Origin of the sequence: Comamonas sp. MYb396, from assembly GCF_037479555.1 — a bacterium.
In the GTDB taxonomy this organism is placed as follows: domain Bacteria; phylum Pseudomonadota; class Gammaproteobacteria; order Burkholderiales; family Burkholderiaceae_C; genus Comamonas.
In genome coordinates this window covers 164,717-189,789 of the sequence record NZ_JBBGYU010000010.1, presented here as the reverse complement: position 1 = coordinate 189,789, position 25,073 = coordinate 164,717, and the positions used below count along the sequence as shown (strand labels likewise).

Annotated in this window: 20 protein-coding genes; 10 read left to right on the top strand and 10 right to left on the bottom strand. The window is 65.0% G+C overall.

The annotated features are described in order from the left end of the window. The first annotated feature begins 35 nt into the window (after positions 1 to 35). On the top strand, positions 36 to 1,760 hold the full coding sequence (locus tag WH265_RS21070; RefSeq protein ID WP_021025274.1) for an acetyl/propionyl/methylcrotonyl-CoA carboxylase subunit alpha: 1,725 nt from the start codon (positions 36 to 38) through the stop codon (positions 1,758 to 1,760). A gap of 107 nt (positions 1,761 to 1,867) precedes the next feature. On the opposite strand, the gene WH265_RS21065 is transcribed toward WH265_RS21070, so the two are convergent. Continuing rightward, the gene (locus WH265_RS21065; protein ID WP_339559551.1) at positions 1,868 to 4,270 is read right to left on the bottom strand and encodes a glucose/quinate/shikimate family membrane-bound PQQ-dependent dehydrogenase; all 2,403 of its coding nucleotides are present in this window, start codon (positions 4,268 to 4,270) and stop codon (positions 1,868 to 1,870) included. 216 nt (positions 4,271 to 4,486) lie between these two features. Here WH265_RS21065 and WH265_RS21060 point away from each other — a divergent pair, with 216 nt between their 5' ends. Further along, positions 4,487 to 5,407 carry an aminoglycoside phosphotransferase family protein gene (locus WH265_RS21060; protein WP_339559550.1) on the top strand — a complete coding sequence of 307 codons (921 nt, stop codon included), beginning with the start codon at positions 4,487 to 4,489 and terminating at the stop codon, positions 5,405 to 5,407. Between the two features lie 180 nt (positions 5,408 to 5,587). Here WH265_RS21060 and WH265_RS21055 read toward each other — a convergent pair whose 3' ends face one another. Together WH265_RS21055 and WH265_RS21050 are read right to left on the bottom strand one after the other, a co-directional pair. Further along, the gene (locus WH265_RS21055; protein WP_339536681.1) at positions 5,588 to 5,848 is read right to left on the bottom strand and encodes a DUF7661 family protein; all 261 of its coding nucleotides are present in this window, start codon (positions 5,846 to 5,848) and stop codon (positions 5,588 to 5,590) included. 118 nt (positions 5,849 to 5,966) lie between these two features. After that, on the bottom strand, positions 5,967 to 7,913 hold the full coding sequence (locus WH265_RS21050) for a sigma-54-dependent Fis family transcriptional regulator (protein ID WP_339559549.1): 1,947 nt from the start codon (positions 7,911 to 7,913) through the stop codon (positions 5,967 to 5,969). 304 nt (positions 7,914 to 8,217) lie between these two features. Between WH265_RS21050 and WH265_RS21045 the strand changes: the two genes are divergently transcribed. Beyond that, a complete protein-coding gene (locus WH265_RS21045; protein ID WP_339559579.1) occupies positions 8,218 to 10,038 on the top strand; it encodes an NAD(P)/FAD-dependent oxidoreductase in 1,821 nt (606 codons plus the stop codon). Positions 10,039 to 10,140: 102 nt separating this feature from the next. Then, entirely contained in the window at positions 10,141 to 11,121 is a 981-nt protein-coding gene (locus WH265_RS21040) for a YihY/virulence factor BrkB family protein (RefSeq protein ID WP_339536679.1), read from the top strand. Between the two features lie 70 nt (positions 11,122 to 11,191). Here WH265_RS21040 and WH265_RS21035 read toward each other — a convergent pair whose 3' ends face one another. The 3 genes from WH265_RS21035 to WH265_RS21025 all read right to left on the bottom strand — a co-directional run bounded on the left by WH265_RS21035 (position 11,192) and on the right by WH265_RS21025 (position 15,774). Further along, entirely contained in the window at positions 11,192 to 12,493 is a 1,302-nt protein-coding gene (locus WH265_RS21035; protein ID WP_339536678.1) for an MFS transporter, read from the bottom strand. A 231-nt stretch (positions 12,494 to 12,724) separates the two neighbouring features. Continuing rightward, positions 12,725 to 14,245, bottom strand: coding sequence for an acetyl-CoA hydrolase/transferase family protein (locus WH265_RS21030; RefSeq protein WP_021027273.1), 1,521 nt, complete (start codon positions 14,243 to 14,245; stop codon positions 12,725 to 12,727). A 236-nt stretch (positions 14,246 to 14,481) separates the two neighbouring features. Next, on the bottom strand, positions 14,482 to 15,774 hold the full coding sequence (locus tag WH265_RS21025) for a solute carrier family 23 protein (protein WP_339559548.1): 1,293 nt from the start codon (positions 15,772 to 15,774) through the stop codon (positions 14,482 to 14,484). A 287-nt stretch (positions 15,775 to 16,061) separates the two neighbouring features. On the opposite strand from WH265_RS21025, the gene WH265_RS21020 reads away from it, so the two are divergent. The 6 genes from WH265_RS21020 (at position 16,062) to minE (ending at position 21,298) form a co-directional block, all read left to right on the top strand. Next, positions 16,062 to 17,000, top strand: coding sequence for a double zinc ribbon domain-containing protein (locus WH265_RS21020; protein ID WP_339559547.1), 939 nt, complete (start codon positions 16,062 to 16,064; stop codon positions 16,998 to 17,000). Positions 17,001 to 17,023: 23 nt separating this feature from the next. Beyond that, positions 17,024 to 17,662 carry a hypothetical protein gene (locus WH265_RS21015; RefSeq protein ID WP_339559546.1) on the top strand — a complete coding sequence of 213 codons (639 nt, stop codon included), beginning with the start codon at positions 17,024 to 17,026 and terminating at the stop codon, positions 17,660 to 17,662. A 92-nt stretch (positions 17,663 to 17,754) separates the two neighbouring features. Continuing rightward, the gene (locus WH265_RS21010) at positions 17,755 to 19,233 is read left to right on the top strand and encodes a hypothetical protein (protein WP_339559545.1); all 1,479 of its coding nucleotides are present in this window, start codon (positions 17,755 to 17,757) and stop codon (positions 19,231 to 19,233) included. Between the two features lie 190 nt (positions 19,234 to 19,423). Further along, positions 19,424 to 20,155, top strand: coding sequence for a septum site-determining protein MinC (gene minC, locus WH265_RS21005; RefSeq protein WP_021027474.1), 732 nt, complete (start codon positions 19,424 to 19,426; stop codon positions 20,153 to 20,155). A 67-nt stretch (positions 20,156 to 20,222) separates the two neighbouring features. Then, complete coding sequence (minD, locus tag WH265_RS21000; RefSeq protein ID WP_021027473.1) at positions 20,223 to 21,035, top strand: septum site-determining protein MinD; 813 nt, start codon at positions 20,223 to 20,225, stop codon at positions 21,033 to 21,035. Between the two features lie 5 nt (positions 21,036 to 21,040). Then, complete coding sequence (gene minE, locus WH265_RS20995; RefSeq protein WP_021027472.1) at positions 21,041 to 21,298, top strand: cell division topological specificity factor MinE; 258 nt, start codon at positions 21,041 to 21,043, stop codon at positions 21,296 to 21,298. A gap of 396 nt (positions 21,299 to 21,694) precedes the next feature. Here minE and WH265_RS20990 read toward each other — a convergent pair whose 3' ends face one another. From WH265_RS20990 to WH265_RS20975, 4 genes are read right to left on the bottom strand one after another with little or no spacing between them, the layout of a single operon-like run. Continuing rightward, on the bottom strand, positions 21,695 to 22,153 hold the full coding sequence (locus WH265_RS20990) for a PaaI family thioesterase (RefSeq protein ID WP_021027471.1): 459 nt from the start codon (positions 22,151 to 22,153) through the stop codon (positions 21,695 to 21,697). After that, the gene (locus tag WH265_RS20985; RefSeq protein WP_021027470.1) at positions 22,150 to 23,310 is read right to left on the bottom strand and encodes an acyl-CoA dehydrogenase family protein; all 1,161 of its coding nucleotides are present in this window, start codon (positions 23,308 to 23,310) and stop codon (positions 22,150 to 22,152) included. Before WH265_RS20985 ends, WH265_RS20990 begins: the two co-directional genes overlap by 4 nt. A gap of 23 nt (positions 23,311 to 23,333) precedes the next feature. Further along, the gene (locus WH265_RS20980; RefSeq protein WP_339559544.1) at positions 23,334 to 24,527 is read right to left on the bottom strand and encodes a thiolase; all 1,194 of its coding nucleotides are present in this window, start codon (positions 24,525 to 24,527) and stop codon (positions 23,334 to 23,336) included. Positions 24,528 to 24,541: 14 nt separating this feature from the next. After that, positions 24,542 to 24,907, bottom strand: a complete 366-nt coding sequence (locus WH265_RS20975; protein WP_312988047.1) for a Zn-ribbon domain-containing OB-fold protein — start codon at positions 24,905 to 24,907, stop codon at positions 24,542 to 24,544. Positions 24,908 to 25,073: the final 166 nt, after the last annotated feature.

The following is a 25,073-nucleotide window of genomic DNA, read 5'->3' as shown; positions in this document are numbered from 1 at the left end:
TCCCTGTCGTTGTTTGGTTGCTCGGAGTCTCAGCCATGAAAAAAGTATTGATTGCAAACCGTGGCGAGATCGCCGTCCGCATTATTCGTGCCTGCACGGACCACGGCCTCAAGAGCGTGGCGGTGTATGCCGATGCCGATATCGACGCCCTGCATGTGCGCATGGCCGATGAGGCCTATGCGCTCGAAGGCCAGCGCCCGGCAGAGACCTATCTGGACATCGCCAAGCTGATTGCAGTGGCGCAAAAAAGCGGCGCAGATGCGGTGCACCCGGGCTATGGTTTTCTGTCCGAAAACGCCGCCTTTGCCCGCGCGGTGATCGGTGCCGGTCTCACCTGGGTGGGACCACCACCTTCGGCCATTGAGCAGCTGGGCGACAAGGTGCAGGCGCGCAAGCTGGCGCTGAGCGTCGGTGCCCCGCTGGTGGCGGGCACGCCCGAGCCGGTCAAGGACGTCTCCGAAGTGCATGCCTTTGCGCGTGACCATGGTCTGCCGATTGCGGTCAAGGCCGCGTTCGGCGGTGGTGGCCGTGGCATCAAGGTGATCTGGAAGGCCGAGGACATCGACGAGCTGTATGGCGCGGCGGTGCGCGAGGCGGTCACGGCCTTTGGCCGTGGCGAGTGCTTTGTCGAGCAGTTCCTGGACAAGCCCCGCCACATCGAAGCCCAGGTGATGGCCGACCAGCACGGCAATGTGCGGGTGCTGGGCACGCGCGATTGCTCCTTGCAGCGCCGCAACCAGAAGCTGGTCGAAGAAGCACCAGCGCCATTCCTCACCGACGCGCAGCGCGAGCGCATCCACCAATCGGCCCGCGAGATCTGCCAGGCCGCGGGCTACGTGGGCGCCGGCACGGTGGAATACCTGCTGAGCCAAGGCGGCGCGATCTCGTTCCTGGAGGTCAACACCCGCTTGCAGGTGGAGCACCCGGTGACCGAAGAGACCACCGGTACCGACCTGGTGCGCCTGCAGTTCCGCGTGGCCGAAGGCGAAGTGCTGGCCGATACGGCAGTGCCCGCACCCCACGGCCATGCTTTTGAGTTCCGCATCAATGCCGAAGACGTGGGCCGTGGCTTCCTGCCCGCCCCTGGTCTGGTGACCCGCTTCGAGGCCCCATCGGGCCCCGGCGTGCGTGTGGACAGCGGTGTGGAATCCGGCTCGCAAGTGGCGGGCCAGTTCGATTCCATGCTGGCCAAGCTGATCGTCTGGGGCCCCAGCCGCGAAGTGGCCGTGCAACGCGCACGCCGCGCGCTCAAGGAGTTCAAGATCGAAGGCGTGCCCACCGTGCTGCCGTTCCACGAAGCGGTGATGGCGCATGCCGACTTCATCAACGGCGAGCACTTTGGCGTGCACACCCGCTGGATCGAAACCGAGCTGATGCCCCAGTGGGATGCCCAGCCCGAAACCCGTCCCCAGCCCGCTGCCACCGCTGGCCTGCAGCGCGTCGCCATCGAGCTCGACGGCCGCCGCGTGATGCTGGGCCTGCCCGCCTCCCTGCTGTCGGGCCTGTCGGCCCCTGGCGCTGCACCAGCGCCTGTGGAAGCCGCCGTGGACGAGAAGGCCGTCACCGCCGCCTCCGCCGGCACCCTCACGACCTGGAAGGTCGCTGACGGCGCCAGCGTGCAAGAGGGCGAGCTGATCGCCGTGATGGAAGCCATGAAGATGGAAATGCAGATCAACGCCCCCCGCGCTGGCCGCATCAGCCTGAAGGTGGACGCAGGCAGCTACCAGGCGGCCGGTGCCGTGATTGCACGGATCGACTAAGCGGCATTTTTACCAATGCAAAGGGCCGCGCAGCCATGGGTTGCGCGGCCCTTTTTTATGCGTTGGGGAGCGCTGCTTTTGGCGACGGCTCCCCATCCGTCTGCCCATCAATCCGGCAGCGCATAGGCCATCAGCGAGTCGCCCATCTTGGTGCCGAACGAGCCATGCCCGCCAGCCATGATGACCACATACTGCTTGCCGCCGATGTCGTAGGTCATGGGGGTGGCCTGGCCGCCCGCTGGCAGGCGTGTCTGCCAGAGCAGATCGCCATTGCTGGCGTTGAAGGCGCGCAGGTAGTTGTCCTGCGTTGCACCGATGAACATCAGATTGCCGCCGGTGGAGATCAGGCCGCCCAGGCCGGGCACACCGGCCTTGATGGGCGGCAGCTGCATCAGCTTGGGGAGGCTGTCGCGGATGGTGCCCACGCGCTTTCTCCACACGACGTCATGGGTGGCGAGATCCACACCCGCGACGGTCATCCATGCGGGTTCCTTGCAGGGCAGGCCCAGCGGTGACAGGAAGGCATTGAGCTCCACCCCATACGGCGTGCCGTACATGGGCTGCACGCCTTGCTCGGTGCCGGCGCCTTTTTCGGTGCGTGGGCGGTTCGGGTCTGCAGGGATCAGGCGCGAGACAAAGGGCAGGCCCAGCGGGTTCATGAAGGCCACCTGGCGATCACTGTCCACCGACATGCCGCCCCATTCAAAGATCCCGAGGTTGCCTGGAAACACCAAGGTGCCGTTTTCAGACGGTGGCGTGTAGATGCCCTCGTAGTTCAGGCGGTGGAAGATCACCCGGCACATCAGCTGGTCGAACATAGTGGCGCCCCACATGTTCTTGTCGGTCAGGTTCTCGTGCGGGCCCATGTTCAACGGCGAGAAGGGCTGTGTTGGCGAATAATGCTCGCCCTTGGTTTGCGGGCCGTGCTTGACGCTTTGCGGCACCGGTTTTTCGGTCACCGGCAGGATGGCTTCGCCGTTCAGCCGGTTGAGCACGAACAGCTGCCCGGTCTTGGTGAGTACATAGATGGCGGGCACCGTTGTGCCATCGGGGCGCTTGAGGTCGACCAGCGAGGGCTGCGAGGGCACATCCATGTCCCAGAGGTCGTGGTGGGTGGTCTGGAAGTTCCAGACCAGCTTGCCGGTGCTGGCATCCAGGGCCAGCATCGAATTGGCATAGCGCTCTTTCAACGCGGTGCGGTCGCCGCCCCAGATATCGGGCGTTCCCACGCCGGTCGGCACGTAGACGATGTCGGTCTTGGCGTCATAGGCCAGTGGCGCCCAGGCGTTGGGGGAGTTGTGCACAAACTCGCCTTTCTCGCCCGGCATCTGGTTCGGGTCCTCGGCGCCGGTGTCAAACACCCAGCGCAGCGCACCGGTGTTGACGTCATAGCCGCGGATCACGCCCGAGGGCTCTGCGTTGGACAGGTTGTCGGTGATCGAGCCGCCAATCACGATCGTCGAGCCCGTCACCACCGGGGGCGAGGTGGGGTTGTAGCCGCCACGGTAGGGAAACGGCATATTGGCCTGCAGGTCCACTTGGCCCTGGTTGCCAAAGTCGCTGCAAGGCTTGCCAGTGTCCGGGTTCACCGCGAACAGGCGCCCGTCGTTCACCGGCAGAATCACTTTGCGGGGGCATTCGGCAGAGGCCTGGGTCAGGTTCTTTTGCACGCTGGCACTATTGCCCTCGACGTTGGCGCTGTCGTAGTAGGACACGCCTCGGCAGGTCAGATGCTGGAAGGTGCGGTCGGCTTTGAGCTGCGGATCAAAACGCCAGAGGCGCTTGCCGGTTGCGGGGTCGAGCGCATCGAGGAACTGGTGGGTCGTGCAGATGAACATGCGGTTGCCCACCTTGATAGGGGTCAGCTCCGCCGTGGTTTCGCCCGAGTCGTCATCGCCCTTGAAGTCGCCGGTCTGGTACTTCCAGGCCAGCTGGAGCTTGCTCACATTGCCATCGTTGATCTGCGCCAGCGGCGAGTAGCGCACACCGGCCTGGGTGCGGCCATAGGCCGGCCAGTCGGCATCGGCCACGCCGGCCACCGGCGTTTTCTGCGCCGATGGCGCGCGCGCCAGGCTGCCATTGACTTCTTGCGGATCGTTGAACCAGCTGAGGCCCAGCACCGCAAGCACTGCCACAAGACCCAGAGACAGCAGCGATTTGGCGCCCGCGCTTTGGCCCAGCCGCCGGCTCGCCCAGGGCAGCAGCAGCCACAGGCCCAGCACAAACCAGATATCCAGTCGCGGCGTCAGCGCCCAGAAATCGGTCCCCGACTCCCAGATGCCCCATGCGATGGTGGCAAGCAGCAGCACGGCATAGAGCCACAGGCTAGCTACGCGATCGCGCGCATACCACCAGGTGATGACGATCATCACCAGGCCTGCCACCAGGTAGTAGGCCGAGCCCCCCAGTGCGATCAGCCACCCCCCGCCCGCCACCAGAAACAAGGTCACCAGGACCAGGATCGCTACCGTTATGTTTCTAGCGATGGGTTTGCCATGCGATTGCGTCATTGCTTCCACTTTCAGGCCATCGGGCCCAAGGTTGAACGGAAGACTTCTACCCATTGGAGCAGTCGCTAAACCATCGAGTCTCTGGGCCGCTGAATTGGATGAGTCGGCAACCATTGCAGCACCAGACGATGGCAGTGTCTGTCAGCCAAATGCGGTGTTTTCCTCGCTGCAGCTGAAAAGCCCGGGCACCCGAATGGGCGCCGTCTTGCTTTTGATGTGCGCAGCAGCCATCAGCGGCCGGCCAGGGTGGCGCGTCAGGATTTCCAGGTGGGCACATGCATGTCTACGACAATGCGGTGCATGTCCTCCGACCTCGAACCCTTCAATATCTATCTCCAGCGCTGGGGTGCAAGCGCTGCTGGCAAGCCTCTGGTCACGGCGACCAGTGATCTTCTGCCGGTCAGCCTGAGCGGGTCACAAGCAGGCCTGCCGGCGATGATCAAGGTGGCGCGAGATGCTGACGAACGCATCGGCGGCCAGGTGCTGCAATGGTGGGGTGGCCATGGCGCGGCGCGGGTCTATGCCTGTGATCCAGCGTCAGGCGCGCTGCTGATGGAGCGTGCCATGGGCTCCCAGGATTTGCTGCGCATGGCCTTGGCAGGCGAGGATGATGCTGCGACGGCCTGCATCTGCCACACCCTGGCCCAGCTGCATTCCCACCGCGCACCAGACCCCCCGGAACATCTGCTGCCGCTGGCGGATTTTTTCAGGTCGCTGGCGCCGATGGCGCAGCGGGAAGGGGGGCTGATGGCCGACTGCGCCATGGTCGCCCAGGAGCTCTTGCTAGATCAGCGGGAGCAGGTCGTTTTGCATGGCGATGCGCACCACCGCAATATTCTTGATTTCGGGCAGCGCGGATGGCTAGCGATAGATCCCAAGCGCGTCAGCGGTGAACGCTATTACGACTATGTGAATGTGCTGTGCAACCCGGAGCTGCCAAGCTGCACCGACCCGCTGCGCTTTGCGCGCCAGTTGGCGGTCATTGTCGATGTGGCGGGACTGGAGCGCCAGCGCCTGCTCCGATGGGTGATGGCCCACGCCGCTTTATCCGCTGCCTGGTTTTTAGAGGATGGATTGCGCAGCCAGGCCAGGCACGAGTTGGCCGTGGCGCATCTCGCTCGCCAGGCCTTGGCCTGAGGCTTTCAGGGTGGGCAGCTCGCGCCTCACTGCAGCGGCACCGCCGCCGGTGCTGAAGCTGCTGCGCAGCTGTCCAGGCAAGCGCCGTGATGGTGTGGGGTGGCAGGCTATCCCTTCGGGCACCGCCCGAATGCCAACCAGAATGCCAGCCCTATTCCCGGTGGCTGCGGACAAACCCATTCAGGGAGTGCCTGCGTTCCTGGATGCATCCCCCGCACCCGTCACCCCCATCTCCGTCACATCGCCCCTGCTGCCTGTCGCCATCTCATGGTAGATGTCGTAGAGGTACTGGGCCAGCTCGCTGGCGGGCAGATCGGCGGGGACGGCCAATTGCACGGGTGCGCGCTTGCCGTCCTGCCCGACGGCATAGCAGCGCCAGCCGGTGCTGACGGGTTCCAGATCAAGGATGCGGCCAAAGACATTAAAGCGGTATCGGGGCATGGGCAGGCAATGCGGCAAGGGGGTGGTGGCACCAGCCTAACCGAGGCGGCGCAGGCCGTTGCTGTAGCGGGGCTCTTGCGTGTTGCGTGCGGGGCGCGATGAGGCTGTGAACAAGGGCCTAAGGCCGCTCTCCGTCCTGCCTGGCAAACACCCGGCTGAGCTGCTGGCGCTGGATGCGGCGGTGGATGGTAGAGCGGTTGACGCCCAACAGGCGCGCGGCTTCGGAGACATTGCCTTGGCACTGGGCCAGAACTTGCTCCAGCGTGGCGCTACCCAACGCAGGGCCATCCGCTGCATCGCTGCCCGCGTCCGGCCCCTGCGCCACGGCGGGGCTGCGCTGCAGCGCATCGGGCAGGTGCTCCAGGTCGATCTGCTGCTCGGCCAGCGCGGCGGCATAGCGCAGCGCATTGTGCAGCTCGCGCAGATTGCCGGGCCAGGGGTGGGCGCGCAGGGCGGCTTGCGCGGCCTCGCTCAGGCGCAGGCTGCAGCCCATGGCGGTGAGCATGTGCTCGGCCAGGGCCGGCAGATCGCTGCGCTCGCGCAAGGCGGGCAGCGGCAGCTCGGCGGCGTTCAGGCGGTAGAGCAGGTCGGCGCGGAACTGGCCGCTGCGGGCCAGCTCGGCCAGTGGCCGGTGCGATGCCGAGATGACCCGGATATCGACCTTGCGCGGCGCACGCGCGCCCAAGGGTGTGATCTCCGACTCGGACAGCACGCGCAGCAGCTTGGCCTGTAGGGCCAGCGGCATGTCGCCGATTTCGTCGAGAAAGAGGCTGCCCTGGTGCGCGGCCTCAATCAGCCCGGTGCGGCCTTTGTGCGCGCCTCCCGTCCAGGTGCCGGGCAGGTAGCCAAACAGCTCGCTCTCGAGCAGCGCCTCGGGGATGGCGGCGCAGTTGATGGCGACAAAGGCACCGCTGCGGCCGCTGGCCGCATGCAGCGCGCGGGCCAGAAACTCCTTGCCGCTGCCGGTCTCTCCCTGCAGCAGCACCGGCAGGTCCTGCGGCGCCAGCCGCGCGGCCTTGTGCAGCACCCGGCCCATGGCGGCATCGCCGGTGTTCAGCGCCTGCAGCGGCGCTGGCAATGTGGGGCGCGGGATGGGCTGCGCGCTGCTGCGCGGCTGGGGCGGCAGCGCATGGGCAAACCAGATGCTGCCGTCGCGTGCGCGCAGGATGCGCTCTTGCGCCGGGCGGTTGCGCATCAGCTGCGGCAGGGCCTGCAGGTCGGTGTCAAAAAAACGGCCCAGGGGCTGGCCGGTCAGCAGCGGGTGCTGGCGCCAGTTCAGCCCGGCAATGGCGGCCAGCATGCGGCTGGCGGCATGGGTCATGGCGCGGATGCGGCCGCGCGCATCGATGCTGAGGGCCGCATCGGCATCGACATCCAGAAAATCCGGTGACTGCGCCAGGCGCAGCACCCAGTCGCTGCCCGACTGGGCCATCAGGTTGGCCAGTTCCACCCGGCGCACGGCGGCGGTGACCAGGTGCAGCGCCATCTGCTGGCTGGCGCGGGCGGCGGGCGAGCGCAGCAGGGACAGATCCAGCACGGCCGCCAGCTGGCCCTGCAGGTCGTAGATGGGCGCGGCGGTGCACGACAGGCGCGTGTGGGTGAAGTCGAAATGGTCGCTCTGGTGCACCGTCAGCGCCTCGCCCGTCGCCAGGCAGGTGCCGACGGCCGAGGTGCCGGCGACATCCTCGCGCCACTGCGCGCCCAGGTAGAGGCCGGCGCTGCGCAGGTCGCTGGCGTGGCTGTCATGGCCCAGAAAATCCACCGCCACGCCATGGCGGTCGGCCAGCAGCAATACATAGTCCAGCCCCTTGAGCTGCTGGTAGAGGCGCTCGAGCCCGCTGCGGGCAATGCGGATCAGCGGCTCGGACTCTTCGCGGTGGGCGCGCAGCTGACCGGCGGGCACGATATGGGCCTCGCTGGTGCGGCTCGGGTCCAGCCGGTGCTGGTCGATGCAGCGGCGCCAGCTGCCCAGCACGGCCCGGTCGCGCGCCTCCCCCTGCAGCGGGTAGCCCATGCCAAAGGCTTCGAGCTCCTGGACATGGGCGGTATAGCTGTGGATGGGCATGGCGGGTCTCCTGCAATCACCGGGCTGATTCTGTGCCCGCCCGCAGGTGCTGCCAATCAGGCTAACCCGCAACAGATGCTGCAGTGCAAAAGGGCGCATGCAACAGGTGTTGCATCGGCTGCGGCAGTGCCGCTGCCAGCCCGCTGCTGGCAAACCCGCAACGCGCGCGCCTGGTGCAAGGAGGTTGCAGTGCAGCATGGGCGCTTGGCATGGGGCTTGCAAAAACAGCCCAGCTGCGGCCGCTCAGCCGCTGCGCTATCCCCAAAAAAGGAGACAAGCCATGACCACCGCTACTGCCACCCCGATGGCCACACCCACGGCTGCAGGCACACCCGCCGCCCGCGCCCAGGCCCTGCTGGACCCGCTCAACCAGGCGCTGGCCGCCCGCGATTTTTCGGCGGCCAGCCAGCTGTTTGCCCAGGACTGCTTCTGGCGTGACCTGGTGCTGCTGACCTGGAACCTCAAGACCTGCGAAGGCCCGGCGCAGGTGGCCGACATGCTGGCCGCGCAGCTCGATGCCGCCGCGCCCCTGGTGCTGCAGCTCGATCCGAAGGAGGAAGTGACCGAGGCCGATGGCATGCTGAGCGCCTGGCTGGTGGTGGATGCGCGCCATGCGCGGGGCCTGGGCCATCTGCGCATCCGCGATGGGCGCATCTGGACCTTGCTGACCACGATCCAGGAGCTCAAGGGCTTTGAAGAGGCGCAAGGTGTGCGCCGGCCGATGGGGGCCGAGCACGGCATACGCCGGGGCCGCAAGACCTGGCTGGACCGCCAGCAGGAAGAGGCCGAGACCCTGGGCGAGAGCCGCCAGCCCTATGTGCTGGTGATTGGCGGCGGCCAGGGCGGTATTGCGCTGGGCGCGCGGCTGCGCCAGCTGGGCGTGTCGCACATCGTTATCGACCGGCAGCCGCGCCCGGGCGACCAATGGCGCAACCGCTACAAATCGCTGTGCCTGCACGACCCGGTCTGGTACGACCACCTGCCCTACATCCCCTTTCCCGAGCACTGGCCGGTGTTTGCGCCCAAGGACAAGATTGGCGACTGGCTGGAGATGTACACCCGGGTGATGGAGGTGAACTACTGGTCATCGACCCAGTGCTTGGGCGCGCGCTATGACGACGCCGCCCAGGAGTGGGAAGTGACGGTGGAGCGCGAGGGCCGCCAGATGGTGCTGCGCCCCCAACAGCTGGTGTTTGCCACGGGCATGTCGGGCAAGGCCAACATCCCCCGCATCGAAGGCCTGGAGCGCTTTCGGGGCGAGCAGCAGCACTCGTCGCAGCATTCCGGGCCCGAGGCCTATGCCGGCAAGAAGGTGGTGGTGATCGGCGCCAACAACTCGGCCCACGACATCTGCGCAGCGCTCTGGGAGCATGGCGCCGATGTGACCATGGTGCAGCGCTCGTCCACGCATATCGTGCGCTCCGATTCACTGATGGACATTGGCCTGGGCGATCTGTACTCGGAGCGCGCGGTGGCCAGCGGCATGACCACGAAAAAGGCAGACCTGGTCTTTGCCTCGCTGCCCTACCGCATCATGGCCGACTTCCAGGTGCCGCTGTATGACCGCATCCGCGAGCGCGATGCCGAGTTCTACTGCCAGCTCGAAGCGGCAGGCTTCATGCTGGACTTTGGCGATGACGATTCGGGCCTCTTTATGAAGTACCTGCGCCGCGCCTCGGGCTACTACATCGATGTGGGCGCCTGCGACCTGGTGATCGACGGCAGCATCAAGTTGCAGGCGGGCGAGAACAAGGGCATCAGCCACCTGACCGAGAATGCCGTGGTGCTGAGCGATGGCACCGAGCTGCCCGCCGACCTGGTGGTCTATGCCACGGGCTATGGCTCGATGAATGGCTGGGTGGCCGAGCTCATCAGCCAGGAGGTGGCCGACAAGGTGGGCAAGGTCTGGGGCCTGGGATCGGACACGACCAAGGACCCGGGCCCCTGGGAGGGCGAGCAGCGCAATATGTGGAAGCCCACCCAGCAGCCGCAGCTGTGGTTCCACGGCGGCAACCTGCACCAGTCGCGCCACTATTCGCTGTACCTGGCGCTGCAGCTCAAGGCGCGGCAGGAAGGGCTGGCGACCCCGGTCTATGGCCTGCAGCCGGTGCACCATCTGCGCTGAGGGTGCCCGGGCGGATCGCAGATTGTCAGGAATTGGCACCTGGTGCCAGCTATGGCCGATGGCTGACACCGGCGGGCCGTCCTTCAATGCCAGAATCGGGCGATGGTGACACAAGACTCGACGCTCGCCCAGCGGGTGCAACGCAAGCTCAATCCTTTCCGCCCCTTCTACCATGCGGCCGAGCAATGGCTGGCGGCCGATGGTCTGCGCATGAGCGCGGCCATGTCGTTCTACGGCATGCTGAGCCTGGCGCCGCTGCTGCTGCTCTTGGTGGGGGTGCTGGGCTGGTGGCTCGATCGCTCCTACATCGAGAGCAACCTGATCCACCAGGTCGAAGACATCATGGGCTCGCAAGTGGCCGATGTGGTGCGCGGCGCGCTGTCGAGCGCGCAGACCAAGTCGCAGGGCCTGATCGCTTCGGCGATTGGTTTTGTGATGCTGCTGTCGGGCGCGACCGGGGTGTTTGTGGAACTGCAGACCTCGCTTGAGCGCCTGTGGAACCATGGCGAGAAGGTCGACAAGAGCGGCACGCCCTGGTGGTACTCGCTGGTGCAGCGCGTGCGGGGCCTGGGCTATATCCTGGTGCTGGGCTTTTTGATGCTGATATCGCTGGTCCTCACGACGATGCTGAGCATGACCACGCGCTGGGCGGGTGCCGTGCTGCATGTCGAAGCCCCCGGCATGCTGCTGGGCGTCATCAACGAGACGGTGTCCTTCCTGATCACCGTCACCCTGTTTGTCGGCATGATGCGCATCGGCACCGGCACCAAGCCCCGGCTGCGTTTTCTGATTGCCGGCGCGGCCATTGGCGCCTTCCTCTTCACCATCGGCAAGCAGGTGCTGGCCTGGTATCTGTCCACCGCTGCCGTGGTCTCGGCCTATGGCGCGGCCGGCTCGCTGGTGGTGCTGCTGATGTGGATCTATTTCTCGTCGGCCATCCTGCTGTTTGCCGCCAGCTGCGCCCGCGCGCTGAACAGCGCAGACATTGCCTTGCATGGCAAGGGCGGCGGCGCGGGGGAGGAGGACAGCACGCGCCTGCGGCCATCGGCCGGGCAGGCCGCCACCGTGGATTTCCAGATTTAAGAATCCACCGCAGCAACAACAATGCGCCCGAGGGCGCATTGTTTTTTGGGGGGGAGGGATAGGCCGTTCTTCAGTGGGCCTGGGCCTTCACATCAAAGCCTTCGGCGCGGGTGTCATGGCGCATGAAGAACACCAGTGCAAACGCGACGACGGCCAGCGATGCCAGGAACATGACGGCGTAGACATCGTTGCCCATCTTGTCCTTGAGCGTGCCAAAGATCGTGGGGCCGATGTAGCCGCCCAGGTTGCCGATGGAGTTGATCCAGGCGATGCCCGCCGCGGCGGCGGTACCGCTCAAAAAGGCGGTGGGCAGGGTCCAGAAGGTGGGCAGCGCGCTGAAGATGCCAAAGGCAGCCAGGGTCACCGCCGCCATCTTGGGCACCGGTGCGGCGGTGTTGGCGGCGATCAGCAGGCCGGCCACGATGCAGGCCAGCGGAATCAGCACAAACCATTTGCGCTCCTTCATGCGGTCGGAGCCGCGCGTCCAGAAGATCATCGCGATGGCGCCGACCAGGTAGGGGAAGGCGTTGATAAAGCCCACCTGCACATTGGACAGGCCACCAAAGCCCTTGATGATCTGCGGCAGGAAAAAGCCCAGGCCGTAGAGCGGCACGGTGATGCCCATGTAGACAAAGCCCAGCGCGATCACCTTGGGGTTGAGCAGGGTCTGCTTCCAGGAGATCTTGTGGATGGATTCACGATTCTGGCGCTCGGCCGTCAGGGTCTGGGCCAGCCAGGCACGTTCCTCGTCGCTCAGCCACTTGGCATCCTGCGGGCCATCGGGCAGGTAGAACAGCACGACAAAGGTCAGGAAGATCGCGGGCAGCGCTTCCAGGATGAACAGCCACTGCCAGCCGTGCATGCCGCCCATACCGTCCATATCAAGGATAAAGCCGGAGATGGGCGCGCCGATCACCGTGGAGATCGGAATGGCGAACATGAACCAGCCAACGATGCGCGCCCGGTAGGCGGCCGGGAACCACAGCGTGATGTAGAAGATCACGCCGGGGAAAAAGCCCGCCTCGGCAATCCCCAGCAGAAAGCGCACCACATTGAAGCTGGTGGCGCTGTCCACCCAGGCCTGGCCAGCCGAGAGCACGCCCCAGCTGAACATGATGCGGGCAATCCATTTGCGCGCGCCAAACTTTTCCAGTGCCAGGTTGCTGGGCACTTCACAGAGAAAGTACGACAGAAAGAAGATACCGGCCGCGCTGCCAAAGACCGCTGCCGAGAACCCCAGGTCCTTGGACATGCTGGCCCCGGCAAAGCCGATATTGACGCGGTCGAGGTAGGCGATGAAGTAGCAGACCATGAGCAGCGGCAAGAGCCGCCAGCTGATCTTGGAGATGGTGCGCTGTTCCAGGGTGTCCATATTTGGTCTCCGATGCTGTTATGGGTAGGACGGGTGGCTAAGGTGCTTCGCTTTTGATAGCTGTATGTTCAGCTTTATCAACGGCTGCTGCGGTATTTTCCATAGCATATTCCATGGATCGCCGCTATTGTGCGCCGCAGCGCCCGCTGCCGCTATTGCGTCGGAGACAGATGCAAAAAGCCCCGCGCAGCGAGGGCTGGCGGGGCATGGAAACGGGGTCAGGGTCCGGAATCAGGCGGTTTTCATCGATCCGGTATCCAGGTAGCGCTGGTGCCAGGACAGCGCCTCGGTCAGGATATGGGGCGTGTGCAGGCCGGCAGACTGGTGCATCGCGCGGTCCACATAGTCCTGCAGCATGGGGCGGAAGTCCGGGTGCGCGCAGCGCTCGATGATGAGCTTGGCGCGTTGCCGGGGCGAGAGACCGCGCAGATCGGCCAGGCCCTGCTCGGTAACGATGATCTGCGTGTCGTGCTCGGTATGGTCCACATGCGAGCACATGGGCACGATGCAGGAGATATGGCCGTTCTTGGCCACCGAGGGCGTGACGAAGAACGACAGGTAGCCGTTGCGCGCAAAGTCACCACTGCCGCCAATGCCGTTCATCATGCTCGAGCCCATCACATGGGTGGAGTTGATATTGCCGTAGATGTCGGCCTCGATCATCGAGTTCATCGCGATCACGCCCAGGCGGCGCACCAGCTCGGGGTGGTTGGAGATCTCCTGCGGGCGCAGGATGATGCGTTCGCGGTAGAAGTCGATGTTCTCCTCGAAATCGCGGTAGGCAGCCGCCGACAGCGAGATGGAGGTGGCCGAGGCGCGCGCCATCTTGCCCGTGCGCAGCAGGTCCAGCATGCCGTCCTGCAGCACTTCGGTAAAGCCCAGCAGGTTGTCGAAAGGGCCGGTGAGCAGGCCGGCCAGCACCGCATTGGCCACATTGCCCACGCCCGACTGGATGGGCAGCATCTCCTGGGGCAGGCGCCCCATCTTCATCTCGTGCGAGAGAAAGTCGATGATGGAGGCGGCAATGGTGTTGGAGTTGGCGTCCGGCGCAGCAAACACATTGTCGCGGTCGCCTTTGTGGGTCTCGACGACGGCGACGACCTTGTCCAGGTCCACCTTCAGGTAGCCCTCGCCAATGCGGTCATCGGCATGGGTCATGCGGATGGGCACGCGGCGCGGCGGGATGGCGGTGCCGTAGTAGATGTCGTGCATGCCTTCCATCTTGGCGGGCGGCTTGGTGTTCACCTCCAGGATCACCTTGTCGGCAATCTCCAGCCAGGTCTTGTTGTTGCCCACGGCGGTCGACGGGATCAGCAGGCCATCGGCGGTGATGCCCAGCACTTCAACCACCGCCACATGCATGTGGCCCAGAAAGCCGAACCAGGCGTGCTGGGCGACGTGGGACAGGTGCATGTCGATGAAGTCGATGTCGCCGGCATTGATGGACTTGCGCGCGATCGGGTCGGTGTTGAAGGGCAGGCGCTGGCCGATGGCAGCGGCCTCGGCCAGCACGCCGTCGCATTCTGCAGCGGTGGAGGCGCCCGTCCAGACATTGATCTTGTAGGGCCGGCCGGCGGCATGCTCGGCCTTGGCATGGGCTGCGATGGCCTGGGGCAGGGCCTTGGGATAGCCTGCGCCGGTGAAGCCGCTCATGCCTACATTGGCGCCAGCAGGGATCAGGGCGGCCGCGTCGGCTGCGGACATGATGCGGGAGTGCAGCGCGCTGCAGCGCACACGGTCATTCAACGACATGGGGGGAGACTCCAGGAAGGTGTTTTCGTTATTGTCTACAGATGCTGCCCGGCGGCAATGGCTGGGCTGCGAGGCGGGCAAATCTTAGCAGTCGTTGCACCCGAAACCATTGAGGATCCGGGAATACCCGATTGTGGATAAGTGCTACTGCGCAGGCAATTTATTGTTGCACTGCAACAATTTAGCGCATAAAAAAGCCCGGGACAACCGGGCTTGGGGATGCGTTGGCGTGCCGCTCAGCGCTTGTCGCTGCGGTTGAGCAGTTGGTAGAGGATGATCGCGCCAAAGGTCGCGGTCCCGATGCCGCCCAGCGCAAAGCTGCCGAACTTCAGGGTGAAGTCACCGGTGCCGATGATCAAGGTGATCGCCGCAACGATCAGGTTCTTGTTCTGCGAGAAATCCACCTTGTTTTCCACCCAGATCTTGGCGCCGGCCACCGCAATCAGCCCGAACACCACGATGGACACACCGCCCATGACGGGCAGTGGAATCGCCTGGATCAGCGCGCCGAACTTGGGCGAGAAGCCCAGCAGCAGTGCAATGAGGCCTGCGACCATGAACACCGCGGTGGAGTAGATGCGGGTGGCCGCCATCACACCGATGTTTTCTGCATAGGTGGTCACGCCCGTGCCGCCCACGCCGCCGCTGACCATCGTGGCCACGCCGTCACCGATGAAGGCCCGGCCCATGTACTGGTCCAGGTTGCGGCCGGTCATGGCCGTCACGGCCTTGATGTGGCCCAGGTTCTCGGCCACGAGGATGATCACGATCGGGGCGATCAGCACCATCGACTGCGGGCTGAACTGGGGGGCAGAGAAATTGGGCATGCCGATCCAGGCGGCCGTGGCCAGGCCCGACAGATCCACCGGCTTGCCCAGGCCCATGCCATTGGTCAGGATGGCGTAGAGGATGGCTGCGGCAATCAGGCCCACCAGGATCAGCAGGCGCTGCACCATGCCCCGGGTGAGCACGGCCACCATGCCGACGCAGACAAAGGTCATCGCCTGCATCCAGCTCTCGAAGTTGTTGCTGGCCATGTTCTTGACGGGAACCGTGGCCAGGTTCAGGCCGATCACGGCCACGATCGCGCCCGTCACCACCGGCGGCATGAAGCGCTCGATCCAGCCGGTGCCCACCGCCTGCACGATAAAGCCGATCAAGGTGTAGAGCAGGCCGCAGGCGATGATGCCGCCCAGCGCCATGCCGATGTTGGCATTAGGCCCGGAGCCGGCATAGCCGGTGGCGGCAATCACCACGCCGATGAACGCAAAGCTCGATCCCAGGTAGCTGGGCACGCGCCCGCCGGTGATCAAAAAGAAGATCAAAGTGCCGACGCCACTCATCAAAATGGCGACATTGGGGTCAAAACCCATCAAAATGGGCGCCAGAATGGTCGAGCCAAACATGGCGATGACATGCTGCACCCCCATGATCGAGGTTTGTGGCCAGGGCAGGCGCTCGTCGGGTGCGACGACATCGTCAGCGCCGGGGCGCACTTCACGCCAGCGGGGAAGGAAGGAATCAGACATGGTTTTGGCAGGCCGCAGGCAGGGCTGCTCCGGGAGGGGCAGTTGCAGGCGAGCGAGAGAAAAGGTGCTGCATCATAGTGAATTTGCCAAGCCTTGTAGAGAGAGGGAAACTCTCTAAGCAGGGCCAGGGCGGGGACTGCAGGGGCCCCAGCGGCAATGACCGTGCAAGTCTGTGGTGTGCTGACACTGGCTTGTTTGGCCAATGCGATAGATAATCACAATGACATTGATAACAAATACGGTAGGTTGCTAGCAGCAACCTGTTTGTTTAGGGAGAGAGGGTTTCCATGAACTGTGTGCAATGTGGCGAGGCATTGGCCGCCGGCGCCAAATTTTGTCGAAAATGCGGCTGCAAGCTGCAGACCGCCGTGGCGCCCGAGGCCGCAGCCAGCCCGCGCAATATGCCGGCTGCGCCGGTGGCCGCCTACGCCACCTGCCCCGATTGCGGCGCGCTGTGCAAGGGCCAGGCGTTGTTTTGCAAGCAGTGTGGATGCCGTTTTGAAGAAACCCCTGGATTTCAGGACACGGCCCCCGACTGGGATGCCCCGCTGAGCGTGGCCGAAGAAAAGGCCATCCTGGTCTTTGGCAATGTGCAGGACAGCTCCCTGCCGCCCTCGAGCCTGCCGCCGGGCGAGCGCATCCAGACCAGCGCCGCGATGGTGATTGGCGGAGCGGCGGCAAGCCCGACAGCGGCCGTGCCTGCGCCCGCACTGCGCGATCCCGAGGTGCCCTTGTGGGAGACCGATGCCGCTGCCAGGCGTGCCCCTCCCGTTGCCCCCGATACCCCTGTGCGGCCACGTGCCAGCGCGCAGCTGCGCAACCCCATGCCCGAAGCCCCCCAGCCCCCCAGTGGCCAGGGGCTGCGCATCGTGCTGGCGCTGCTGGGCGTCGCTGTCCTGGCCGGTGGCGGCGCCTGGTGGTGGAAGAGCCAGCAAGGGCGCCCGGCCGGTGGCGCGGTGGCAGCGCCCAGCGTCTCCGCCCCTGCTGCGCCCGCCCAGCCCGTGGCCGCCGATGCGGCCGTGCCGGTAGAGTCCGCAGCGCCTGCGATGGTCGCGACCGATGCCGCACTCGCCCCCAATGAAACGCTGCTGGCGCCAGCGCCCGCCGAGGACGCGGCAGCCGCTGCCGTGGCGGTGGAAGAAGCGCCCGCCCCGGCACCTGCACCGGCCCGCCCGGCGGTGCGCAAGCCGGCGCGCAAACAGACCTTGGATGATTTGCTGAATTGAAGGAGAGCCTTGTGAAGCTGTTGATGAAAATGTCCGCCCTGGTGTCGGTGCTCGCGCTGGCCGGTTGTGCAGCCCCTCCGCCAGAACCCGCGCCGGCTCCGGCGCCGGCTGTGCCGGTGCAGGTCGAATGCGGTGTCGCATCGCCCCCCGGCTGCCGTGAGCCTGCCGTGCCACCTGCACTGCTGACCTGGGAGCAGAAGATGAAGGGCGAGATCGATGAAGCCGAGGCCCTGCGCCTGCGGGCCGTCGAGGCCATGTCGGCCCTGCCTGCCAAGCAGCGCATCAAGGAAGGCAGCAAGACCATGACGACCGAGCAGGTCTTCAGCACCAGCCAGGCGCCCGCCACGCGCGCCATGCCGGTGCTCGATTCGGTCTCGCTCGATCTGCCCTGGGCCGCCAAGTCGCGCCAGGAGCACAAGGATGCGATGGTCGCCATCAAGGACATCGCCACGATGATGGCCGACAACCGCGGCGGCGCGACGATCTATGTGACCGTCTCGCCGCGCGATCTGCGCGCCAAGAAGGTCAACACCAATTCCGGCACCGCGCCCACCGAGGCCGGCAACCCGGTCGAGGTCAAGAAATCCGCCGACAAGAATGTGCCCGCCGGTGTCGAGCACTTCGTGATCCAGGCCAAGCCCTGGCCCAGCCGCATCGACTGAGCAGGCGGCCCATCCCTCCATCTCCGCCATGAACGCGCCTGCGCGGGCCATGGCGGAGCAGCTATACGGTAAAAACGACGAAGGAATCGCAGATGTCTTCTCCCCAATCGATGTTGAAGTCCATTGACTTTGGCCAACTGATGCGAGCGGCCGAGGGGCTGACCCAGTGGCGTGTGCTCGGCTTGTCGTTCCTGACCTGGCTGGCCGGAGGGCTGGTGATGGTGGGCGGCCAGATGCTGGCAACCCGTGCGGGCAGCATGCTGCTGGCGCTGCTGTTCCTGGTCATCGCCTCGGTGGTGTTCTCGGCCGGCATGTCGGCTGTCGGCATCCTGCTGCAGGACAAGGCCAAGGATGTGGAGCAGCGCAGCGTTGCCGCCGCGATCCGGGCGGGCCTGCTGTGTGTGCCGCGCTTTATCCTGTTTGGTCTGCTGGTGCTGGCCGTGGTGCTGGGCCTGTGCCTGGTGGCGGCCATTGTGTATTTCGTCTGCAAGATCCCGTTCATCGGACCGATCCTGCTGTTCTTTGCCCACCCGGTGATGGTGATCGCCGCCTCGGTGTTCTTCATCGCGCTGTACTGGGTGGCGGCGCCCCTGCTCGCGCCCGCGATCTGGGATGGCCGCTCGCTGCGCCGCGCAGTATCGCTGGTGGTGGCCGTCGTGCGCACGCGCCTGGTGCCACTGGTGCTGATGCTGCTGGCGCTCTACATCGTCATCACCGTGATCACCCTGGTGGTGTTCACCGGCTTTATCCCCGGCTTTGCCTACATGACGGCCATTGCCAGCGGCGTGATTGGCCCGAGCATGATGGCCTCGATGGGCGGCATGGGCAACTCCGCCGCCTTTGGCGCGATGGCCAGCAGCGGCCATATGCTGGCCGGCACCCTGTCGACCGTGATCCTGTTTGCGGTGCTCATGGCGCTGACCATGCAGGTGATGATCATGGGCGTGAACATCATCTACCTGATGGTCACCGACGGTCTTGATGAGCAGGGCACCGAAGAGAGCCTGCAGGCCGGCATTGACCTGGCGCGCGAAAAGGCCCGCCAGGCCCAGGGCATGGCCCGTGAAGCGGCCGACAAGGTGCGCCATGCCGCGCATATGGATGGCCATGGCCACCAGGGTGCTGCGGCGCGTGGCCCGGCAGCGCCTGTGGCGCCAGTGACGCCTTCCGCACCGGTGGCATCGCACCACGATATCTTTGCCCCGGCACCTGCGCCGGTCGCATCTGCTGCACCTGCAGCGCCCGTGGCGCCAGTCCCTGCACCGGTGGCCGCGCCGGTACCCGCGCCTGCGCCTGTGCAGCCACCAGCCCCTGTCGCTCCGGCTCCTGTAGCCCCGGCGCCCGTGGTGGCTCCTGCCCCGGTGCAAGCCCCTGTGGCGCCAGCGCCAGCAGCCGGCCTGGGTACTGCAGCGGTAGCAGGCGGTGCGGCAGCCGCATCGGCCTTGCCGCCTACAGCAGCGCCAGCGGCACCGGCGGCCTCCGAGCCGTTGCTGCGCTGCCGCAGCTGCTTTGAAGTGGTGGCGGCCGACGATGTGTTCTGCGGCCACTGCGGTTTCCAGCTCAAGCCTTGACGGGTTGTGGCATTCTTTGAGGGCGCGCAAGCGCCCTTTTTTATGGCACTCTGTATCCGCCCGTAAGCGCGGCTTCATTGGTAAAAGAGTGTTGTCAATCCGGGCAAAACGGCAGACCGGCCGCGGCGATTCACGTCAGGCAGGTTACACTTTGCCGATTCATGTCCAGTAACTAGATCGGCTTATAACCATGTCAGGTGAAACGACCCAGCGCAGCGGTTTCGATATGAAAAGCGCCCAGTTGCCGGTGGTTGCGTTCGCTCTGCGTTCGGCCGACCTGGAGCAGTTGGCGCAGGAGTTTGCCGAGCGTTTTGGCAGCGATTCCGCCTTTTTCGACCATGACCCGGTGCTGGTCGATCTGGCGCAGCTGCGCGAGGCCGATGAGGACATCGACTTTGCCGCCCTGGTGGCCTTGCTGCGCCAGTACCGCACCACACCGGTGGCGGTGCGCGGCGGCAGCGAGGCGCAGATGGCCAGTGCCTATGCGGCCGGCCTGATTGCCGCGCCCGAGGCGCCACCGGCGCGCAAGGCGGCCGAGCCCGAAGTGCGCGAGGTCGAAGTCGAGGTCATCAAGGAAGTGCAGCTGCCGGCCAAGGCGACCATGCGGGTCGACAAACCGATGCGCTCGGGCCAGCAGGTCTATGCGGCGGGCAGCGATGTGATCGTCAACGCCATCGTCAGCTACGGCGCCGAGGTGATTGCCGATGGCAACGTCCATGTCTACGGGCCCTTGCGGGGCCGGGCCGTGGCCGGCGCCCGGGGGGACAAGAGTGCACGTATTTATTGCACCTGTTTTGAGCCGCAGCTGGTGTCCATCGCGGGCATCTACCGCACGGTCGAGTCGGATTGGCCCGCCGAGCTGTCGGGCAAGGCAGCCGTGGTGCGGCTTGAAGGTGAGAAACTGTTGATCGAGCCGCTGTGACAGGCGCACGGGGACGGCCCGCACCGGGCTTTGGACATTTGAGGACGTAAAGGGATCGGATCGAAAGATGGCAAAAATCGTCGTTGTAACTTCCGGCAAGGGCGGAGTTGGAAAAACTACCACCAGTGCAAGCTTTGCGGCCGGACTGGCACTGAGCGGCCACAAGACTGCGGTGATCGACTTCGATGTCGGCCTGCGCAATCTGGACCTGATCATGGGCTGCGAGCGCCGTGTGGTCTATGACCTGATCAATGTGATCCAGGGCGAGGCCAACCTCAACCAGGCGCTGATCAAGGACAAGCAGCTGGAGAACCTCTACATCCTGGCCGCCTCGCAAACGCGCGACAAGGATGCGCTGACGCAGGACGGGGTCGAGAAGATCCTCAAGGACCTGGCGGCGATGGACTTTGACTTCATCGTCTGCGACTCGCCCGCCGGTATCGAGAGCGGCGCGCTGATGGCGATGCACTTTGCTGACGAGGCGCTGGTGGTCACCAACCCTGAGGTGTCGTCCGTGCGTGACTCGGACCGCATTCTGGGCATGCTCAGTTCCAAGACCAAGCGCGCCGTCGATGGCGGCGATCCGATCAAGGAGCACTTGCTGATCACGCGCTACAACCCCAACCGGGTGCAGGACGGCCAGATGCTGTCGCTGGAAGATATCCAGGACATTCTGCGCATTCCGCTGATCGGTGTGATTCCCGAGTCGGAATCGGTGCTGCAGGCGTCCAACCAGGGCACGCCTGCGATCAACCTGAACCAGACCGATGTGTCCGAAGCCTACAAGGATGTGGTGGCACGCTTTTTGGGTGAAGACAAGCCGATGCGCTTTACCGATGCGCAAAAGCCTGGTTTCTTCAAACGCATTTTTGGGAGGTAAGTTCAATGTCCTTGCTGTCCCTGTTCTTGGGTGAAAAGAAAAAGACCGCGTCGGTCGCCAAGGAGCGGCTGCAGATTATTTTGGCGCGTGAGCGCACGGGCCGTAGCAACAACCAGCCAGACTATCTGCCTGCGCTGCAGAAGGAGCTGATGGCTGTCATTGCCAAGTATGTCTCCATCAACCCAGATGACGTCCGCGTCAATCTCGAACGACAAGACAATCTCGAAGTCTTGGAAGTGAAGATCGAGCTGCCGGATAAGTAAGTTTTCTAGGTCTGAAGTGTTTGTTCGTGGTGCATGTGTGCTGCGGCGAATGCTTAGTCTGGCTGGGGCTTGGGTGGTTTTCGTATGGGGGTGGCGATATGGGCCCGCATGCGTTGTTGTGGCGCCTTGCCATACCAAAGTATTGTCTGCGGCCCCACGCCTAGCCTGCGGGCCCATCTCGCCATTGGGGTGGGTGGCTTGGGCGCTGCGCGCGCTGCTGACTTTGCTGTTGAAAACCGAATTCCACTGTTGGGTTCCCTATTCGGTTCTCCAAAAACAAACGCGACCTTCGGGTCGCGTTTTCGTTGGGGGTAAGTCGGTGGATTTCTGGTGGGTCGTGGATAAGTTGGTGGCTTATCCACAAAACTATGCACATGGCTGTGCTTTTCCCCTCAGTTATGCACTGGGTTCGGCCGTGTTGTCGTAGGCGTGGGCTTTCCAGTATTTGAAGGTGCCTTGGGCGGTGGCCAGGATGCGGCGGTTGGCGTCGTAGATGTTGGCCTGGCAGGTGCACAGCGAGCGGCCCTGGTTGATGACCCAGCCTTCGGCGACCAGCGGGCCACGGCCCGGGTAGATGAAGCGCGAGGACATCTCGACGGTGACGGCGGTGCTTGACGGCGCGCCGGGCGCGAGCACGGCAGCGCGCGACATGGCCACGTCGAGCAGGGTCATCAGGATGCCGCCATGCGCGGCGGGCAGCTGGTTGCACAGCTCCTCGCGCAGGTCGGGCAGGTGCACGCGCACGATGCCGTCTTCAAAGTTCGGGTCCTGGCGCGCGCCGATGAGGCGCAAAAAGGGCACGCGGGTGTTGAGGTCCTCGATGCTCAGCTGCTGGCGGGGTGGGGTGGTGCTCATGCGGCGGCCTTGGCGTCGCGCACCATGTTGCGCGCAATGATGATCTGCTGGATCTGGGTGGTGCCCTCGTAGAGGCGGAACAGGCGCACATCGCGGTAGAAGCGCTCGATGCCGTACTCGGCCATATAGCCCGAGCCGCCCAGGATCTGCACCGCACGGTCGGCCACGCGGCCGCACATCTCGGTGGCAAACATCTTGGCGCTCGATGCCTCGGTCGAGACGTTCTGGCCCGCATCGCGGCGGCGCGCGGCGTCGATGGTCATGCACTCGGCGGCATAGAGCTCGGCCTGGCTGTCAGCCAGCATGGCCTGCACCAGCTGGAAGTCGCAGATCGCCTGGCCAAACTGCTTGCGCTCGAGCGAGTACTGCAGCGCATCGCGCAGGATGCGCTTGGCGCAGCCCACCGCTACGGCGGCGATGTGGATACGGCCCTTTTCCAGCACCTTCATCGCGGTCTTGAAGCCCCGGCCCTCTTGCAGGCCAATCAGGTTGGCTGCGGGCACCTTGACGTTGTCAAAGATCACATCGCAGGTGTGGGCGCCGCGCTGGCCCATCTTCTTGTCGTACTTGCCAAAGCTGATGCCCGGGCTCTTGGCATCGACGATGAAGGAGGACACGCCCCCGGCGCCCTTGTCGGCAGGGTTGGTGCGCGCCATCAGGGTGAACATGCCGGCATGGGGCGCATTGGTGATGAAGCGCTTGGTGCCGTTGACGAGGTAGTGGTCGCCCTGCTTGACGGCGGTGGTGCGCAGGGAGGCCGCGTCCGAGCCGGCTTCGGGCTCGGTCAGCGCAAACGAGGCGATCACCTCGCCGGTGGCCAGGCGCGGCAGCCATTCGGCCTTCTGGGCATCGGTGCCATCCATCAGGATGCCTTGCGAGCCGATGCCCACCGTGGTGCCGATCACCGAGCGGAAGGCGGGCGAGGTCTGGCACAGCTCCAGCAGCACATGCACTTCCTCTTCCATCGTCAGCTCCAGGCCGCCGAACGCTTCAGGAATGGTCAGGCCGAACAGGCCCAGATCGCGCATCTCCTGCACGATGGCTTCGGGGATCTCGTCGGTCTCGGCAACTTCGTTCTCGGCGGGCACCAGGCGCTCGCGTACAAAGCGGCGCACGCTGTCGAGCAGCGCGTCCAGGGTTTCTTGGTCTCGGATCATGGATGGTTCTCTGTTGCAGGGCTTTAGAGCGTTGCCGCCGTACCCAAAATCGCTGTGGCCTGGCTGGACAGGGTGCCGCCATTGCCGTGGGCCAGTGCGAGCTGGGCGCCCGCCACCTGGCGCTCGCCGCAGTTGCCGCGCAGCTGGCGCACTGCCTCGATCAGCGCAAAGATGCCGTACATGCCCGGGTGCACGCAGGACAGGCCGCCGCCATTGGTGTTGACCGGCAGGCTGCCGCCCGGTGCAATCGCGCCGCTGGCAACAAAGGCACCGGCCTCGCCCTTTTTGACAAAGCCCAGGTCCTCCAGGAAGAGCAGGGTGTTGATGGTGAAGGCGTCGTAGAGCTCGACCACATCCATGTCCTGCGCCGTCAGGCCCGCCATCGCAAAGGCCTGCGCGCCCGACTGGCTTGCGGCGGTGACGGTGAGGTCGGGCATCGACGAGATCTGGCGGTTCCAGCAAGCGGTCGCATTGCCCAGCACATAGATGGGCGCGTTCGGGCCGCGCTGGGCATCTTCGGCGCGGCTGAGCACAAAGGCGCCGCCGCCATCGGTCACCAGGCAGCAGTCGCGCACGGTGAAGGGATCGGCCACCATGCGCGCGCCCAGCACCTGCTCGATGGAGAGCGGATCGCGCATGAAGGCTTCGGGGTTCTTCTGCGCCCACTGGCGCGCCGAGACGGCGACGGCCGCAAGCTGCTCGCGCGTGGTGCCGTACTGGTGCATATGGCGCGCCGCAGCCATCGCATAGGCCGCGACCGGCATCGTGGGCTCAAACGGGTGCTCAAAAGGCTGCGGGTCCATGAACTTGCGCGCAGCGGTCGATTCTTTGCGGCCAAAGGCAGCAGAGCGCTGGGCGCTGCCGTAGCAGACCAGCACATGCTTGCACTGGCCGGCCTCCAAGGCCATGATCGACGGCAGCAGGTGGGCGATAAAGCTGGAGCCGCCCACCATGGTGCCGTTGATGTAGTTCGGGTAGATGCCCAGGTGCTCGATCACCGGCATGGGCCACATGGTGGCGTTGACGCTGCAGGTGGCCAGGCCGTCGATGTCCTGCATCGTCAGGCCCGCATCGGCCACGGCGGCGTGTGCAGCGCGGGCGAGCAGCAGCATATCGTCCGAGCCCGGGGCTTCGCCGCAGCCATAGGTGGCCACGCCGGTGATGGCGGCCTTGCCGCGCAGCGCGCGCAGGCCGCTGCTGGTATGTACTTGTGCCATGTTTTTATCCCTCGTTATGCGGCTTTGAACACCACCAGGCCCTTGCCGTTGTGCGCGATGACTTCGGCTTTCACCGCCATGCCGATCTTCACATCGGCCGGTGCCATGCCTTCGACGCGGCTCATCATGCGCGGGCCCTCTGCCAGGTCCACCAGCGCGACGTTGTAGTCGCCACCGGCCTCGGCCTTGCGGCGGATCACTGTGGTCGAGTAGACCGTGCCCTGGCCGCTGGGTTGCTCCCAGGCCAGCGCATCGCTGCCGCAATGCGGGCACAGCTCACGGGGGTAGAAGATGGCCTGGGCACAGGCCTTGCAGCGCTGAATCTGGAAGCTGCCCGTATCCAATGCAGCCTGGTACTGGCTTGACATCGAGGGTGTCATTGCGGAATCTTTCTGAGGAGATAGCGGATGGTGAAGCATGGCCCCATTGCCTGCTGCACGCAATTATTGGTTGCCGAAGAGGGGGTTTGGCCGCGCTTGACGAACCTGGGTGACACTGCTTTCGCTTCTGTGGGTATCAGGGTTTTCTAGGCTTTGGCGCAGGCTA

Coding starts and splice junctions, on each gene's coding strand:
- WH265_RS21070 (WP_021025274.1), top strand. CDS start 36: ATGAAAAAAGTATTGATTGCAAACCGTGGCGAGATCGCCGTCCGCATT.
- WH265_RS21065 (WP_339559551.1), bottom strand. CDS start 4,270: ATGACGCAATCGCATGGCAAACCCATCGCTAGAAACATAACGGTAGCG.
- WH265_RS21055 (WP_339536681.1), bottom strand. CDS start 5,848: ATGCCCCGATACCGCTTTAATGTCTTTGGCCGCATCCTTGATCTGGAA.
- WH265_RS21050 (WP_339559549.1), bottom strand. CDS start 7,913: ATGCCCATCCACAGCTATACCGCCCATGTCCAGGAGCTCGAAGCCTTT.
- WH265_RS21045 (WP_339559579.1), top strand. CDS start 8,218: ATGGCCACACCCACGGCTGCAGGCACACCCGCCGCCCGCGCCCAGGCC.
- WH265_RS21040 (WP_339536679.1), top strand. CDS start 10,141: ATGGTGACACAAGACTCGACGCTCGCCCAGCGGGTGCAACGCAAGCTC.
- WH265_RS21035 (WP_339536678.1), bottom strand. CDS start 12,493: ATGGACACCCTGGAACAGCGCACCATCTCCAAGATCAGCTGGCGGCTC.
- WH265_RS21030 (WP_021027273.1), bottom strand. CDS start 14,245: ATGTCGTTGAATGACCGTGTGCGCTGCAGCGCGCTGCACTCCCGCATC.
- WH265_RS21025 (WP_339559548.1), bottom strand. CDS start 15,774: ATGTCTGATTCCTTCCTTCCCCGCTGGCGTGAAGTGCGCCCCGGCGCT.
- WH265_RS21020 (WP_339559547.1), top strand. CDS start 16,062: ATGAACTGTGTGCAATGTGGCGAGGCATTGGCCGCCGGCGCCAAATTT.
- WH265_RS21015 (WP_339559546.1), top strand. CDS start 17,024: ATGAAAATGTCCGCCCTGGTGTCGGTGCTCGCGCTGGCCGGTTGTGCA.
- WH265_RS21010 (WP_339559545.1), top strand. CDS start 17,755: ATGTCTTCTCCCCAATCGATGTTGAAGTCCATTGACTTTGGCCAACTG.
- minC (WP_021027474.1), top strand. CDS start 19,424: ATGTCAGGTGAAACGACCCAGCGCAGCGGTTTCGATATGAAAAGCGCC.
- minD (WP_021027473.1), top strand. CDS start 20,223: ATGGCAAAAATCGTCGTTGTAACTTCCGGCAAGGGCGGAGTTGGAAAA.
- minE (WP_021027472.1), top strand. CDS start 21,041: ATGTCCTTGCTGTCCCTGTTCTTGGGTGAAAAGAAAAAGACCGCGTCG.
- WH265_RS20990 (WP_021027471.1), bottom strand. CDS start 22,153: ATGAGCACCACCCCACCCCGCCAGCAGCTGAGCATCGAGGACCTCAAC.
- WH265_RS20985 (WP_021027470.1), bottom strand. CDS start 23,310: ATGATCCGAGACCAAGAAACCCTGGACGCGCTGCTCGACAGCGTGCGC.
- WH265_RS20980 (WP_339559544.1), bottom strand. CDS start 24,527: ATGGCACAAGTACATACCAGCAGCGGCCTGCGCGCGCTGCGCGGCAAG.
- WH265_RS20975 (WP_312988047.1), bottom strand. CDS start 24,907: ATGACACCCTCGATGTCAAGCCAGTACCAGGCTGCATTGGATACGGGC.